Source organism: Pseudomonas sp. App30 (assembly GCF_047947025.1).
GTDB lineage: Bacteria > Pseudomonadota > Gammaproteobacteria > Pseudomonadales > Pseudomonadaceae > Aquipseudomonas.
On the sequence record NZ_CP133165.1, the window covers coordinates 3,863,798 to 3,878,828 of the forward strand.

The 15,031-nt window shown below is 65.1% G+C and carries 16 protein-coding genes; 12 read left to right on the top strand and 4 right to left on the bottom strand.

Annotated elements, in window-relative coordinates:
• Positions 1–86: 86 nt before the first annotated feature.
• Positions 87–1,580, top strand: a complete 1,494-nt coding sequence (locus RAM80_RS18075; protein ID WP_416421833.1) for an aldehyde dehydrogenase — start codon at positions 87–89, stop codon at positions 1,578–1,580.
• Between the two features lie 170 nt (positions 1,581–1,750).
• The gene (locus tag RAM80_RS18080; RefSeq protein WP_416421834.1) at positions 1,751–2,887 is read left to right on the top strand and encodes an MFS transporter; all 1,137 of its coding nucleotides are present in this window, start codon (positions 1,751–1,753) and stop codon (positions 2,885–2,887) included.
• Positions 2,888–3,013: 126 nt separating this feature from the next.
• Here the strand turns inward: RAM80_RS18080 and RAM80_RS18085 are convergent, their stop codons facing one another.
• Positions 3,014–4,573, bottom strand: coding sequence for a phospholipase D family protein (locus RAM80_RS18085; protein WP_416421835.1), 1,560 nt, complete (start codon positions 4,571–4,573; stop codon positions 3,014–3,016).
• A 49-nt stretch (positions 4,574–4,622) separates the two neighbouring features.
• Complete coding sequence (locus RAM80_RS18090) at positions 4,623–6,056, bottom strand: PLP-dependent aminotransferase family protein (protein ID WP_416421836.1); 1,434 nt, start codon at positions 6,054–6,056, stop codon at positions 4,623–4,625.
• A 172-nt stretch (positions 6,057–6,228) separates the two neighbouring features.
• Between RAM80_RS18090 and RAM80_RS18095 the strand changes: the two genes are divergently transcribed.
• Together RAM80_RS18095 and RAM80_RS18100 are read left to right on the top strand one after the other, a co-directional pair.
• Complete coding sequence (locus RAM80_RS18095; protein ID WP_416421837.1) at positions 6,229–6,465, top strand: DUF1127 domain-containing protein; 237 nt, start codon at positions 6,229–6,231, stop codon at positions 6,463–6,465.
• Positions 6,466–6,537: 72 nt separating this feature from the next.
• Entirely contained in the window at positions 6,538–6,891 is a 354-nt protein-coding gene (locus RAM80_RS18100) for a YkgJ family cysteine cluster protein (protein WP_416421838.1), read from the top strand.
• Positions 6,892–6,906: 15 nt separating this feature from the next.
• Here the strand turns inward: RAM80_RS18100 and dadR are convergent, their stop codons facing one another.
• Positions 6,907–7,395 (bottom strand): transcriptional regulator DadR, encoded by a 489-nt coding sequence (gene dadR, locus RAM80_RS18105; protein WP_008366790.1) that lies wholly within the window; start codon positions 7,393–7,395, stop codon positions 6,907–6,909.
• Between the two features lie 155 nt (positions 7,396–7,550).
• Between dadR and dadA the strand changes: the two genes are divergently transcribed.
• From dadA to RAM80_RS18145, 8 genes are all read left to right on the top strand, one after another.
• Positions 7,551–8,852, top strand: coding sequence for a D-amino acid dehydrogenase (dadA, locus tag RAM80_RS18110; protein ID WP_416421839.1), 1,302 nt, complete (start codon positions 7,551–7,553; stop codon positions 8,850–8,852).
• Positions 8,824–9,177: a RidA family protein gene (locus RAM80_RS18115; RefSeq protein WP_416421840.1), complete on the top strand. Its 354-nt coding sequence runs from the start codon at positions 8,824–8,826 to the stop codon at positions 9,175–9,177. Before dadA ends, RAM80_RS18115 begins: the two co-directional genes overlap by 29 nt.
• Before the next feature lie 81 nt (positions 9,178–9,258).
• Positions 9,259–10,335 carry an alanine racemase gene (gene alr, locus RAM80_RS18120; RefSeq protein ID WP_416421841.1) on the top strand — a complete coding sequence of 359 codons (1,077 nt, stop codon included), beginning with the start codon at positions 9,259–9,261 and terminating at the stop codon, positions 10,333–10,335.
• A gap of 137 nt (positions 10,336–10,472) precedes the next feature.
• Positions 10,473–11,021 (top strand): cupin domain-containing protein, encoded by a 549-nt coding sequence (locus RAM80_RS18125; protein WP_027980762.1) that lies wholly within the window; start codon positions 10,473–10,475, stop codon positions 11,019–11,021.
• 191 nt (positions 11,022–11,212) lie between these two features.
• On the top strand, positions 11,213–11,617 hold the full coding sequence (locus RAM80_RS18130) for a c-type cytochrome (protein ID WP_416427514.1): 405 nt from the start codon (positions 11,213–11,215) through the stop codon (positions 11,615–11,617).
• Positions 11,618–11,772: 155 nt separating this feature from the next.
• Positions 11,773–12,072, top strand: coding sequence for a type II toxin-antitoxin system RelB/DinJ family antitoxin (locus tag RAM80_RS18135; protein ID WP_416421842.1), 300 nt, complete (start codon positions 11,773–11,775; stop codon positions 12,070–12,072).
• A complete protein-coding gene (locus RAM80_RS18140) occupies positions 12,035–12,343 on the top strand; it encodes a type II toxin-antitoxin system YafQ family toxin (protein ID WP_416427515.1) in 309 nt (102 codons plus the stop codon). Before RAM80_RS18135 ends, RAM80_RS18140 begins: the two co-directional genes overlap by 38 nt.
• 57 nt (positions 12,344–12,400) lie before the next feature.
• On the top strand, positions 12,401–14,347 hold the full coding sequence (locus tag RAM80_RS18145) for an acetyl-CoA hydrolase/transferase C-terminal domain-containing protein (RefSeq protein ID WP_416421843.1): 1,947 nt from the start codon (positions 12,401–12,403) through the stop codon (positions 14,345–14,347).
• A 64-nt stretch (positions 14,348–14,411) separates the two neighbouring features.
• On the opposite strand, the gene RAM80_RS18150 is transcribed toward RAM80_RS18145, so the two are convergent.
• On the bottom strand, positions 14,412–14,984 hold the full coding sequence (locus RAM80_RS18150) for a xanthine phosphoribosyltransferase (RefSeq protein ID WP_416421844.1): 573 nt from the start codon (positions 14,982–14,984) through the stop codon (positions 14,412–14,414).
• Positions 14,985–15,031 lie beyond the last annotated feature (47 nt).

Below are 15,031 nucleotides of genomic sequence, written 5' to 3' on the forward strand. Positions count from 1 at the left end.
AGTCGCGATTCCGGACCGGCACTATTCGCAAGCGTGCGCGATTATGCTTCGCGGGCGCTGTAAATCAATAAGAGGAGGGGATACGTATGACCACTTTGACTCGTGCGGACTGGGAACAACGTGCCCGGGATGTGAAGATTGAAGGCCGTGCATTCATCAACGGTGAATACACCGCGGCCGCTTCCGGCGCCACGTTCGAGTGCCTGAGCCCGGTCGACGGTCGCCTCCTGGCGCAGGTTGCCAGCTGTGACCTGGCGGACGCCCAGCGCGCCGTGGAAAACGCCCGTAGCACCTTCAACAGCGGCGTCTGGTCGCGCCTGGCCCCGGCCAAGCGCAAGGCCACCATGATTCGCTTCGCCGGCCTGCTGAAGCAGCACGCGCAGGAGCTGGCGCTGCTGGAAACCCTGGACATGGGCAAGCCGATCAGCGACTCGCTGAACATCGACGTGGCCGGCGCCGCCAACGCGCTGTCCTGGAGCGGCGAGGCCATCGACAAGATCTACGACGAAGTCGCCGCCACCCCGCATGACCAGCTGGGCCTGGTGACCCGCGAGCCAGTGGGCGTCGTGGCCGCCATCGTGCCGTGGAACTTCCCGCTGATGATGGCCTGCTGGAAACTGGGCCCGGCGCTGTCCACCGGTAACTCGGTGATCCTCAAGCCGTCGGAAAAGTCGCCGCTGACCGCCATCCGCATCGCCGAACTGGCCATCGAGGCCGGCATTCCGAAGGGCGTGTTCAACGTGCTGCCAGGCTATGGCCACACTGTGGGCAAGGCCCTGGCGCTGCACATGGACGTGGACACCTTGGTGTTCACTGGCTCCACCAAGATCGCCAAGCAGCTGATGATCTACGCTGGCGAGTCGAACATGAAGCGCGTCTGGCTGGAAGCCGGCGGCAAGAGCCCGAACATCGTGTTCGCCGATGCCCCGGACCTGAAGGCTGCTGCCGAGTCGGCTGCCAGCGCCATCGCCTTCAACCAGGGCGAAGTCTGCACAGCCGGCTCGCGCCTGCTGGTGGAGCGTTCCATCAAGGATCAATTCCTGCCGCTGGTGCTTGAAGCCCTGAAGGCGTGGAAGCCGGGCAACCCGCTGGACCCTGAAACCACCGTCGGTGCGTTGGTGGACACCCAGCAGATGAACACCGTGCTGTCCTACATCGAGGCTGGCCACAGCGACGGCGCCAAGCTGCTGGTGGGCGGCAAGCGCATCCTCGAAGAAACCGGCGGCACCTACGTCGAGCCGACCATCTTCGACGGCGTGGACAACGCCATGCGCATCGCCCAGGAAGAGATCTTCGGGCCAGTGCTGTCGGTGATTGCCTTCGACAGCGTCGAGGAAGCCATCAACATCGCCAACGACACCCCGTACGGCCTGGCCGCCGCGGTGTGGACCTCGGACATCTCCAAGGGCCACCTGACCGCCAAGGCGCTGCGCGCCGGCAGCGTGTGGGTGAACCAGTACGACGGTGGCGACATGACCGCGCCGTTCGGTGGCTTCAAGCAGTCGGGCAACGGCCGCGACAAGTCGCTGCACGCGTTCGACAAGTACACCGAGCTGAAGGCGACCTGGATCAAGCTGTAAGGCTTTGATCCGCCCGTAGGAGCCGACCTTGGTCGCGATGGCATCACACCGTGGTGCCATCGCGACCAAGGTCGGCTCCTACCGGGTTTGCATACACCCACACACAGCCGGGCCTTCCGCAGGGGAGGCCCGGCTGTGTCGTCTTGGCAGTTATCCACAGGAGCGTGGAAATGCGTTGGGGAACCTATTTCGCCGTGCTGAGCGCCGTGTTGAGCGTAGGCCTGGCGTTGGGCGTGAGCATGCCGCTGGTGTCGCTGCGCCTGGAAGGCTGGGGCTACGGCAGCTTCGCCATTGGCGTCATGGCGTCGATGCCGGCCATTGGCGTGCTGGCCGGCGCCGGCCTGGCCAGCCGGCTGGCGGCGCGCTTTGGCACGGCGCAGCTGATGCGCCTGTGCCTGTGGGGCGGGGCGTTGTCCGTCGGCCTGCTGGCGCTGCTGCCCAGCTACCCGGTGTGGCTGGCGCTGCGCCTGCTGATCGGCATGGTGCTGACCATCGTCTTCATCCTCGGCGAAAGCTGGATCAACCAGATCGTCGTGGAGCAGTGGCGCGGCCGGCTGGTGGCGCTGTATGGCAGCAGCTATGCCCTGAGCCAGCTATGCGGGCCGTTGCTGCTGGGCGCCGTGGGTACCGACCAGGACTACGGTTTCTGGGTGGGCGTGGCCTTGCTGGTGGTGTCGCCCTTGCTGCTGTTGGGCCGCAGCGGCGCGCCCAGCGCCGAGGCCTGCAACGTGACCCTGCGCGACCTGGGCGGCTTCTGCCGGCGCCTGCCGGTGATTGCCTGGGCCATTTCGCTGTTTGCCGCCTTCGAGGCGATGATTCTCACGCTGTTGCCGGTGTATTGCCTGCAGCAGGGCTTCACCGCCCAGATCGCGCTGTTCATGGTCAGCACCGTGGTGGTGGGCGACGCGCTGTTGCAGCTGCCGATTGGCGCGCTGGCCGACCGCATGTCGCGGCGCACGCTGTTCTTCGGCTGCGCGGTGGCCTTGATGCTGTCCAGCCTGGCGATTCCGCTGTTGATCGAGACGATTGCCATCTGGCCGCTGTGGGTGATTTTCGGCGCCAGCGCCGGGGGCCTGTTCACCTTGTCGCTGGTGTTGATTGGCGAGCGCTACCGGGATGACGCGCTGGTGCGCGCCAACGCCCACGTGGCGCAGCTGTGGGGCATTGGCTGCCTGATCGGGCCAGTGCTGGCCGGGGCCGGCAGCCAGTGGGTGAGCGGGCATGCGTTGCCGCTGTTGATGGCCGCCGGCGCGTTTGGCCTGGTACTGCTGGCGCGCAAACCCCATGCGCTGGAGCTGCCTGCTTGACGACGCCCAGGTGCCCAATCCCGTAGCCGCTGCCGCAGGCTGCGCTGGCCGTGTGCCTCGCTGGAGATCTTCAGGGTTCATGCTGGCCAGCGCAGCCTGGCGGCAGCGGCTACGGGTGTGGAGGGGTCAGAGCATCTTCTCCAGGCCGATGGCCTTGCTCATCCAGGCATTGAAGCGCCGCCACAGGTCACCCGGCTCGGTGGTCAGGGTGTGCAGGTGGTGGTTGTCTTCCGTCACCCACACCACCTTGCCGTCCTGCAGCACCGCCTGGTAGCTGAGCGCCGGCGCCATGCCCTGCAGCGCCAGCTCGCGGGTGCGCTCGGCCAGTTCCGGGCTGTGCACCAGCACGCCTACCTCGGTGTTCCACAGCACCGAGCGTGCATCGAAATTGAACGACCCGATGAACACCCGCTGGCGGTCGAAGATCATGGCCTTGCTGTGCAGGCTGGAGTCGGAGCTGCCGTGGAAGCCCAGCAGCTTGCGCTTGGGCTGCTCGCCCGGCTGGCGGCGCAGTTCGTACAGCTTCACGCCGTGCTCCAGCAGCGCCTTGCGGTAGGGCGCGTAGCCGCCGTGCACGGCGGGCACGTCGGTGGCCTCCAGGGAGTTGGTCAGCAGGCTGACCGACACCCCGGCGTCGGCGCGGCCGGTCAGGTACAACAGGCCCGGCTCACGGGGCACGAAATACGCCGAGATCAGCATCAGCTCCTGGTGCACGTTGGCCAGCTGCGGCGCCAGTTGCGTAGTCAACAGCAGGTGCGGGTCGGGCTCATCCACCGCCAGCACCTTGCTGGGGGCGTCCCACAGCACCTGGCTGTCGGCCCAGATCAGCTCGTTGCGCCAGGTGGCCATCTGCGGTTCGAAGCGGTAGCTCATCATCCGCTGGTACAGCGCCGGGCGCTGCTCGCGGGCGTCTGCGAGCCAGGCTTCCAGGCGCCCGCGGGTCTTCACCAGGTCCTTGGGCGAGGGCTTGAAATACAGGAATTCGCCGATGGGCCGGCTCAGGGCGCTGTTCCAGTACTGGTCGAAACTTTCGCCCAGGTGGGCGGCGGCGGGGCCGACGCTGAGCAGGTCGATGTCGGTGAAATTGAGGTTGGCCTCGGCGTCGAAATATTCGTCGCCCAGGTTGCGACCGCCGACAATCGCCATGCTGTCGTCGGCGATCCACAGCTTGTTGTGCATGCGCCGGTGCTGCTGCGACAGGTTGAACAGCCGGCCCATGGCCCGCGTGGCGCCGGTGGCGCGGCCCAGGTGCAGCGGGTTGAACAGGCGGATCTGGATATTGGGGTGCTCGGCCAGGGTGGCGATGATGTCGTCCAGGCCGTCGCTGGTGGTGTCGTCCAGCAGGATGCGGATGCGCACGCCACGGTCAGCGGCCTTGAGCAGTTCGTGCACCAGCGCGCGGGTGCTCAGGCCGTCATGGACGATGTAGTACTGCAGGTCCAGGCTCTTCTGCGCGTTGCGGATCAGCTCGGCGCGGGCGCGGAACGCTTCCGGGCCGTTGGGCAGCAGGCGGAAGCCGGATAACCCCTGGTGGTCCGCCACCTGCGCCTGCACCGAGCGGCCGAACGCCGACTGGTCGGCGGGCAAGGCCTGGCTGGGTTGACGGTGGCTGCCACTGGTGGCGCAGCCGGCCAGCAGGGCGGTCATCAGCAGTGGCAAGAGCCAGTGGTTTCGCAACTCGGGCATCCTTCAAGGCAGGGCAGGCGTGGCTATGACTCCAGCAGCCGGGGAAAAGTCATTCAGTGGCGTGGTCAATCTCGGCGATCAGCCGCTTGGCCGTCTCCCCGACCTTGCGCACCGCGTCTTCGATTTCCCGGGTGGCGCGCGCGGCGAAGTTCATTCGCAGGCAGTTCCGGTATTTGCCCGAGGCCGAGAAAATACTGCCCACGGCAATCTGCACGTTCTGCTCCAGTAAAGCGCGGTTCAGCCGCTGCGTATCAAAACTTTCCGGCAGCTCCACCCACAGCATGAAGCCGCCTTGGGGGCGGCTGGCGCGGGTGCCCGCGGGAAAATACCGGCTCACCCAGTCGATCATCAAGTCGCGCGAGCGCTGGTACTGGCTGCGCATGCGCCGCAGGTGCGGTTCGAAGCAGCCCTCCTTGAGGAAGTCGGCGATGGCCAGTTGCGGCTGGGTGGCGGTGCAGCCGGTGCTGATGTACTTCATGTGCAGCACCCGCTCCAGGTAGCGCCCCGGCGCCACCCAGCCGATGCGCAGGCCGGGCGCCAGGCTCTTGGAGAACGAGCTGCACAGCAGTACGCGGCCGTCCTCGTCGAACGACTTGATGGTGCGCGGCCGCGGGTAGGTGTAGGCCAGGTCGCCGTAGACGTCGTCCTCGATGATGGCCACGTCGTAGCGCTGGGCCAGGGTCAGCAACGCCCGCTTGCGCGCCTCGGGCATCACGTAGCCCAGCGGGTTGTTGCAGTTGGGGGTCAGCTGGATGAGCTTCACCGGCCACTGCTCCAGGGCCAGCTCCAGGGCTTCCAGGCTGATGCCGGTGATGGGGTCGGTGGGAATCTCCAGGGCTTTCATGCCCAGGCCCTTGAGGGTCTGCATGGCGCCGAAGAAGCTGGGCGAGTCGACGGCGACGATGTCTCCCGGCTGGCACACGGCGCGCACGCTGGCCGACAACGCTTCGTGGCACCCGGTGGTGATCACCAGGTCGCTGGCCTGCAGCTGGCAGCCGGAGTCCAGCAGCAGCCGCGCCACCTGGGTGCGCAGGGCCTCGGTGCCGTTGACGGTGTCGTAGTACAGCCCCGGCATGTCCTGGCGCCGGGACAGCTGCGCCAGGCTGCGCAGCAAAGGCTTGAGCGTGGGCGTGTCGACGTCGGGCATACCGCGGCCCAGCTGCACCACGTCCTTGCGCGGCACGCTGCGAATCAGTTCGCTGACCTGGTCCCACTGGGAGATGTCCACCGGCCGTTGCGCCGGGCGGCCCACCACCGGCAGCGCTGGCAGTTCGCGGGCGCTGGGCACGAAGTAGCCGGACTTGGGGCGCGGTGCCGCCAGGCCGTTGTCCTCCAGCACCCGGTAGGCCTGCTGCACCGTGCTCAGGCTGACGCCGTGCTCGGCGCTCAGCGCGCGCACCGAGGGCAGGCGGTCGCCGGGGCGATAGAAACCCTGCTCGATGCGCGAGCCCAGCAGTTCGGCAAGATTCACGTAGAGGGTCATGGCGTACTCCCGGCGGCGTGTGCGGACCATACAGATGGCGCTGAATTGCAGCGATACAGACCGCGTTCGAGCTGATCTGTATGGCGAATATACCTGTTTTTTGGATCTGTAAGGTCGGCTGTATTGGGCGGATCATGAACCCGTACCCACACCAACACCAAGGAGCAAGGTCATGAACGGCTTGAGCGATGTGCGTCTGCTGCTGCGCAGCCAGGAACTCCAGGCATGTGATGCCCAAGGGCGGCGCGTGCGCTCGGCCCCTGAAGGCCTGGGGTTCTGGAACCTGATGTGGCACCGCCTGACCACCCGCCGGGCCTTGCTGGAGCTGGATGCCGACCAGTTGCGTGACATCGGCGTGTCCGCCAGTGAGGCGCGGGTCGAGGGGCTGAAGCCGTTCTGGAAGGAGTGAAGGACCGGCGGGGCTTTCGTCGGGCGCCGCCGGGCAGGCAAAATGGCGGCTCGCGTCGATAGGTACCGCCCCATGAGCTGCAACCGCCACAAGATTCTCTTCCTGCGTGAGCAGATCCCTTCCTTCGAGTGCGTGCCGGGTTGCCACGATTGCTGCGGCCCGGTCACCACCTCGTCCGAGGAGATGGCCCGCCTGCCGCGCAAGACCGCGGCCGAGCAGGAGGCGGCGCTGGCCGAGCTGAACTGTGTGCACCTGGGGCCCAACGGCTGCACGGTGTATGAGGAGCGGCCGCTGATCTGCCGGCTGTTCGGCACCACCGCAAGCCTGCCGTGCCCCAATGGCCGGCGCCCGGCAGAGCTGATTCACCCGTTGGCGGAAAAGGCCGTGCACACCTTCATCGCCAGCACGCGCCAGGTGCTGGTGTAACGGATAACGTCAACTTCAATCCGGGATCGGCAGGTTCAGGCTTTCCTTCACCTCTTCCATCACGATGTAGCTCTTGGACTCGCGCACGTGCGGCAGCTTCAGCAGGATGTCGCCCAGCAGCTTGCGGTACGAGGCCATCTCCGAGATGCGCGCCTTCACCAGGTAGTCGAAATCGCCCGACACCAGGTGGCATTCCAGCACGTGGGGCAGCTTGAGCACCGCGCGGCGGAATTCCTCGAAAGTATCGCCCGACTTGTAGTCCAGGCTGATCTCCACGAACACCAGCAGGCTGCCCTTGAGGTGCTGCGGGTTGAGGCGGGCGTTGTAGCCCATGATGATGCCTTCGCGCTCCAGGCGCCTCACGCGCTCGGTGCAGGGCGTGGTCGACAGCCCCACCTTTTCCCCCAGTTCAGTGAACGAAATACGCCCGTCGGCCTGCAGGATGCGCAGGATATTACGGTCGATCTTGTCCAGCTCACGTTTGCTCTGATGCTGGGTGCGCATAGGCGATGCCCCTCCGTAAAAGCGGTTTTTGCCGAGAATTCTCGCCAATAATAGGCCGTTATATAGTGAATAGCACTGGCTGATGTTTTTTAAACTGCGCGCATCTTCGCAATAAACAACAAATGTCAGCGGTTATCCGCGTTGAGGGATTGAGCATGCGAGTTCTGGTACTTGGTAGCGGTGTGATAGGTACCGCCAGTGCCTATTATCTGGCGCGGCAGGGCTTTGAAGTGACGGTGGTAGACCGTCAGAACGCCGTTGCCATGGAAACCAGCTTCGCCAACGCCGGCCAGGTCTCGCCGGGCTACGCCTCGCCGTGGGCCGCCCCGGGCGTGCCGCTCAAGGCCATCAAGTGGCTGCTGGAGCGCCACGCGCCCCTGGCCATCAAGGCCACCGCCGACATCGACCAGTACCTGTGGATGGCGCAGATGCTGCGCAACTGCACCGCCAGCCGCTACGCGGTGAACAAGGAACGCATGGTGCGCCTGTCCGAGTACAGCCGCGACTGCCTCGATGAACTGCGCGCCGAAACCGGCATCGCCTACGAAGGCCGCACCCTGGGCACCACCCAGCTGTTCCGCACCCAGGCGCAGCTGGACAACGCCGCCAAGGACATCGCCGTGCTGGAACAATCCGGCGTGCCCTACGAGCTGCTCGACCGCGACGGCATCGCCCGCGTCGAGCCGGCCCTGGCCGGCGTCACCAACATCCTCGCCGGTGCCCTGCGCCTGCCCAACGACCAGACTGGCGACTGCCAAATGTTCACCACCAGGCTGGCGCAGATGGCCGTGGACCTGGGCGTGGAGTTCCGCTTCGGGCAGAACATCGAACGCCTGGACTTCGCCGGCGACCGGGTCAACGGCGTGGTCATCGACGGCAAGCTGGAAACCGCCGACCGCTACGTGCTGGCGCTGGGCAGCTACTCGCCACAGCTGCTCAAGCCGCTGGGCATTCGCGCGCCGGTGTACCCGCTCAAGGGCTACTCGCTGACCGTGCCCATCACCAACCCGGCCATGGCACCCACCTCGACCATCCTGGACGAGAGCTTCAAGGTTGCCATCACCCGTTTCGACAACCGCATCCGCGTGGGCGGCATGGCCGAGATCGCCGGTTTCGACCTGTCGCTGAACCCGCGTCGGCGTGAAACGCTGGAGATGATCGTCAACGATCTTTATCCTCACGGCGGTGACCTGAACCAGGCAAGCTTCTGGACCGGCCTGCGCCCCACCACCCCCGATGGCACGCCCATCGTCGGTGCCACGCCGTTGCGCAACCTGTTCCTCAACACCGGCCACGGCACGCTCGGTTGGACCATGGCCTGCGGCTCCGGTCGCTTCCTGGCTGACCTGATGGCGCGCAAGAAGCCGCAAATCAGCTCCGAAGGCCTCGATATTTCCCGTTACGGCAAACACCAGGAGACTGCAAAGCATGTCAATCCAGCGCCAGCTCACCAATGAGCGCATGAGTCAGATCGTCACCCACAACGGCACCGTTTACCTTGCCGGGCAGGTGGGCGATAGCATGGAGGCCGGGATTGAGCAGCAGACCCGTGAAACCCTCAACAACATCGAGCGCCTGCTGGACCTGGCCGGCACCGACAAGTCGCGCCTGCTGTCGGTGACCATCTACCTGAAGGACATCGACGCCCACTTCGCCGGCATGAACAGTGTCTGGGACCAGTGGCTGCCCAAGGGCGTGGCACCGGCCCGCGCTACGGTCGAGGCCAAGCTGTGCGAGCCGGAAATCCTCGTCGAGCTGTCGGTGGTCGCCGCGCTGCCCTGAGAAACACCTTGTGCCCGGTAGTGGCTGCCACCATCGCCGGGTTTTTTACGCCCACAGCCTGCCCAGAAGAAGACAGCCGTCATGCGTCCTGCCCGTGCCCTGATCGACCTCGACGCCCTGCGTCACAACTACCGCCTGGCCCGTGAACTCGCCAACGGGGCCAAGGCCCTGGCCGTGATCAAGGCCGATGCCTATGGCCATGGCGCCGTGCGCTGCGCCCAGGCCCTGGAGCGCGAGGCCGACGGCTTTGCCGTGGCCTGCATCGAGGAGGCCCTGGAACTGCGCGCCGGCGGCATCCAGGCGCCGGTGTTGCTGCTGGAAGGCATCTTCGAGGCGGATGAGCTGCAGCTGGTGGTGGAGCACAACTTCTGGTGCGTGGTGCATTCGCTGTGGCAGCTGGAAGCCATCGAGCAGGCGCAGTTGAGCAAGCCCATCGTGGTGTGGCTGAAGCTGGACTCGGGCATGCACCGGGTCGGCCTGCATCCCAAGGATTATGCGGGCGCCTACCAGCGCCTGCTGGCCAGCGGCAAAGTGGCGAAAATCGTGCTGATGAGCCACTTCGCCCGCGCCGATGAGCTGGACTGCCCCAGCAGCGCTGACCAGGTGGCAGTGTTCGAAGCCGCGCGCCAGGGCCTGGCGGCGGAAACCAGCCTGCGCAACTCGCCGGCCCTGCTGGGCCTGCCCCAGGTGCCCGGCGACTGGGTGCGCCCAGGCATCATGCTGTACGGTGCCACGCCGTTCGAAGCGCCCCAGGCCGAAGCCGCGCGCCTGCAGCCGGTGATGACCCTGGAGTCCAAGGTCATCTGCGTGCGCGAACTGCCCGCCGGCGAGCCAATTGGCTACGGCGCCAGGTTCATCACCGACAAACCCATGCGCATCGGCGTCGTCGCCCTCGGTTATGCCGACGGTTACCCACGCCACGCGGGCACCGGCACGCCGGTGCTGGTGGCCGGCAAACGCAGCCGCCTGCTGGGCCGGGTGTCCATGGACATGCTGTGCATCGACCTCACCGACGTGCCCGAAGCCGAGCTGGGCAGCCCCGTGGAGCTGTGGGGTAAGCACATCCTGGCCAGTGAAGTGGCCGCCTGCGCCGAGACCATCCCGTACCAGATCTTCTGCAACCTGCGCCGGGTGCCACTGGTCTATTCCGGGGGCTGACGCCTGGTTGCGCAGGGCCGCAAGTCGCCAGGGCGTAGGCCGGGTGGGGTACAAGTGTTGTAAATACTGAACGCTGTTGCCATGATAACGTTCATAACAACACCCCTGACCGTGAATACCCCCTGGAGGCACCAGCATTGGACGTCGGTGAACGACTGCAAGCCATTCGCAAACTCAAAGGTCTGTCCCAGCGTGAACTCGCCAAGCGTGCGGGCGTCACCAACAGCACCATTTCGATGATCGAGAAGAACAGCGTCAGCCCCTCGATCAGCTCCCTGCGCAAAGTGCTGGGGGGCATTCCCATGTCCATGGTGGAATTCTTCTCCGAAGAGCTGCAGCCCGAAAACCCGACCCAGATCGTCTACAAGGCCAATGAGCTGATCGACATCTCCGACGGTGCCGTGACGATGAAGCTGGTGGGCAAGGCGCACCCGAGCCGGGCCATCGCCTTCCTTAACGAGATCTACCCGCCGGGCGCCGACACCGGCGAAGAGATGCTCACCCACGAAGGCGAAGAGACCGGCATCCTGCTCGAGGGCAAGCTGGAGCTGGTGGTGGGCGCGGAGACCTTCATTCTCGAGGCGGGCGACAGCTACTACTTCGAAAGCACCAAGCCGCACCGTTTCCGCAACCCCTACGACGAGCCCGCCCGGCTGATCAGCGCCGCCACCCCGGCGAACTTCTGACCGTCGATTACAGCGCTACACTCAATGTTCAGGGAGCCGTGGCCTGCGCGCCACGGCAATACCCATGAGAACAATAAGGTTGTTCCGGGGCGGCAGGCTTTGTCGCTATACTGGACGCTGCCTGCGAAACCGTGGCCGCGGGCGCGATTAGCCACCATGAGGGTGTAGGCGTGAACTTCAAAATCAACAAGATGCTGGCCGCACCAGCAACCGCACTGGCCCTCTGGGCCCTGACTGCCCAGGCAACCACCACCGACGACATCGCCAAGCGCCTGGAGCCCGTTGGCCAGGTCTGCGTGCAGGGCAAGGAGTGCCCCGGCATGGCCGTGACCGCCGTGGCCGCCGGCGGCGCCGCGAAATCCCCCGACGACGTCATCGCCAAGCACTGCAACGCCTGCCACGGCACCGGCCTGCTCGGTTCGCCAAAAATCGGCGACGGCGCCGACTGGGGCAAGCGCGCCAAGGAACAGGGCGGCGTCGACGGCCTGCTGGCCAAGGCCATCACCGGCATCAACTCCATGCCGCCCAAGGGCACGTGCTCCGACTGCACCGACGACGAGCTGAAAGGCGCCATCAAGAAAATGTCCGGGCTCTGACGCGCCTTTCCCATGCCCACCACCACACCGGAGCCGCAGCGGCAACGGGTGCGTTTTGTTTGGAAACATCTCTTGTGTTGTGCCACCGTGAGGCAGAACCGATAATGTCCCGCGTGGGAACAATGTAGCTACATTTTGGCGGAGAGGTGATCAACATGGCCGCGATACTGAAGACCACTGATGTGCGGTGCCGCATTGAAGAGGATTTGAAAATCAGCGCCACCGAGGTGCTGAAGTCCTGCGGGCTAAGCTTGAGTGATGCAATGCGCCTGTTCCTCCGTCAGGTTGTGGCGAGTCAAGGTCTGCCTTTTGAGGTAAGAGTGCCGTCGGAAAAAACCGCGCGCGCCATGCAGCAGGCACGGGAGATCCATCGGCATTTCAACTCGATAGACGAAATGCTCGGTGATACGGATGGCGATGTTCCAAAAAAAGGAAAAACGGGCAAAAAGGCCTAAACGGTGTTCGCAAACGCCGGAGTTCAGGAAGTCCTGGGAGCGCTATAACCGTGCGGGTCGCCGTGGCATGAACGAAGTATGTCGGGTCATGACACTGCTTTTCATGGGCGAGCCGTTACCGCCGATTTATAGGGATCATGATCTTGTGGGGGAGTGGAAAGGGTTCAGGGAATGCCATATTGGGGGCGACTTTCTTTTGATTTATTCGTTGCCCGAACCCGACCTCGTTTTGTCTGTCGATCTGGGTAGCCATGCGGAGCTGTTCCGCTGACCATCTGAATGGCCCTCTGGAGCATCAGGGTGCAATTGAGCGCAAGCGGAGGTGCCGATGACGCAAGTCTGTTCGATCGATCGTGCCGTGGATGAGGTGCTGGCAAGGCTGCCGGCGCATATTCACATGGGCCTGCCGCTGGGGCTGGGCAAGCCCAACAAGTTCGTCAACGCGCTGTACGCGCGCATTCGCCAGTTGCCCGAGCGGCGCCTGACCATCTACACCGCCCTGAGCCTGGGCCGCCCCAAGCTGGGCGATGGCCTGCAGAAGCGCTTCCTCGAGCCCTTCGTGGAGCGGGTCTACGGCGATTACCCCGAGCTGGACTATCTCGCCGACCTGCACGCCGACAAGCTGCCCCCCAACATTCGTGTCGAGCAGTTCTTCATGCAGCCGGGCAACCTGCTGCACAGCCATGTGGCGCAGCAATCCTACGTCAGCAGCAACTACAGCCACGCCGCCCGTGACATCAACGCCCAGGGCCTGAACCTGGTGGCGCAACTGGTGGCCCAGGCCCCTTACCAGCCGGCGAAGCTGAGCCTGAGCTGCAACCCGGATATCACCCTGGACCTGCTACCGATGCTGGCCAAGCGGCGCGAGGCCGGCGAGACGATCCTGATGCTCGGCCAGGTGCATGCCGAGCTGCCGTTCATGGCCGGCGACGCCGAGGTGGACCGCAGCCTGTTCGACCTGATGATCGACGAAGCCGACGCCACCACGCTGTTTTCCACGCCGAACATGCCGGTAGGGTTGCAGGACCACTTCATTGGCCTGCACGCCAGCACCCTGGTGCGCGACGGCGGCACGTTGCAGATCGGCATCGGCTCCATGGGCGATGCGCTGACCGCCGCGTTGCTGGCGCGCCAGGCCGACAACGCCGGCTATCGGGCCTTGCTGGAAGATATGGACCTGGCCCCCTGGCAGCCGCTGATCGAGCGCGAAGGCGGGCTGGCGCCGTTTGCCGAGGGCCTGTACGGCTGCAGCGAAATGTTCGTCAATGGCCTGCTGGTGCTGGCGGAGGCCGGCATCGTGCGGCGCAAGGTGTACGCCGACGTCGCTACCCAGGCGTTGGCCAATAATGGCAGCCTGAACGGTGCCGAGCCGCCGGGTGTCAGCATCCACGGCGGTTTCTTCCTGGGCCCGCGCAGTTTCTACCAGCGCCTGCGCGAACTGCCCCTGGAAACCCTGAACGGTTTCAACATGACCGCCATCAGCTACATCAACGAGCTGTATGGCCAGGAAGCGCTCAAGCGCCTGCAACGGCGCGACGCACGTTTCATCAACACCGCGTTTACCGCGACCCTGCTGGGCGCGGCGGTCTCCGACCAGTTGGAAGACGGCCGCGTGCTCAGCGGCGTGGGCGGGCAATACAACTTCGTGGTGCAGGGCCATGCGCTGCACGACGCGCGTTCGATCCTGGTGCTGCGCAGCTGGCGCGAGGCCGGGGGCGAGGTCGGCTCCAACATTCTCTGGGAGTACGGCCACTGCACCATCCCCCGGCACCTGCGCGATATCGTGGTGACCGAGTACGGCATCGCCGACCTGCGCGGCCGCACCGATGCCCAGGTGATCGAGGCCATGCTGACCATCACCGACTCACGCTTCCAGACCTCGCTGATCGAGCAGGCGCAGGTGGCCGGCAAGCTGCCCAAGGATTTCCGCCTGCACCCACGCTTTACCGACAACACACCCGAACGGCTGAAAAGCCTGGCAGACAAGCACGCGAAGCTGTTCCCCGAATATCCATTGGGATGTGATTTCACGGTTGAGGAACGGGACCTGCTGCGGGCGCTGAACTGGCTCAAGAGCAAGTTCAAACTCACCGAGCTGCTGGACCTGGGCAAGGCGGCGCTGGACGCGCCACCGGCGTCGAGCTTCCCCGTGCACCTGATGCGCATGCAGCTGGCGCAGCCAGAGGGCTTGCGGGAGGACTTGTTGCAGCGCTTGCTGCTGGCGGGGTTGCAGGCCACGGTGCAGCCGGAGCCCCTGAGCTACCTGCGGGGGTAGCGGGACGCGGCCTTTGGCCGCTGCTACGAAGACCCGTAGCAGCTGCCGAAGGCTGCGTCAGCCGTTACTCGATGAACGTAACCACGCCATCTTTCAACGATTTGACGCGCGCCAGGGATTCCACGTGGTAACCCTGGGCGTCCAGTTCGGCGCGGCCGCCCTGGAACGACTTCTCGATGACGATACCCAGGCCGGCAACGCTGGCGCCGGCCTGCTTGATGATCGAAATCAGCGCCTGGGACGCCTTGCCGTTGGCCAGGAAGTCATCGATCACCAGCACGCGGTCGCTGCTGTTGAGGTGGCGCGGCGAGATGGCCACGGTGCTCTCGGTCTGCTTGGTGAACGAGTAGACGGTGGCCGACAACAGGTTCTCGGTCAGGGTCAGCGACTGGTGCTTGCGCGCGAAAATCACCGGCACGCCCAGTTTCAGGCCGGTCATCACCGCCGGGGCAATGCCCGAGGCTTCGATGGTGACGATCTTGGTCACGCCGGAGTCCGCGAACAGGCGGGCGAACTCGTCGCCGATCTGCTGCATCAGGACCGGGTCGATCTGGTGGTTCAGGAAGGCGTCGACCTTCAGTACCTGATCGGAAAGCACGATGCCTTCTTCGCGAATTTTCTTGTGCAGTGCTTCCACGGCAGTTCCTCAATATACGTATTGGCCCCGGCTACGGGGCCGAGGCG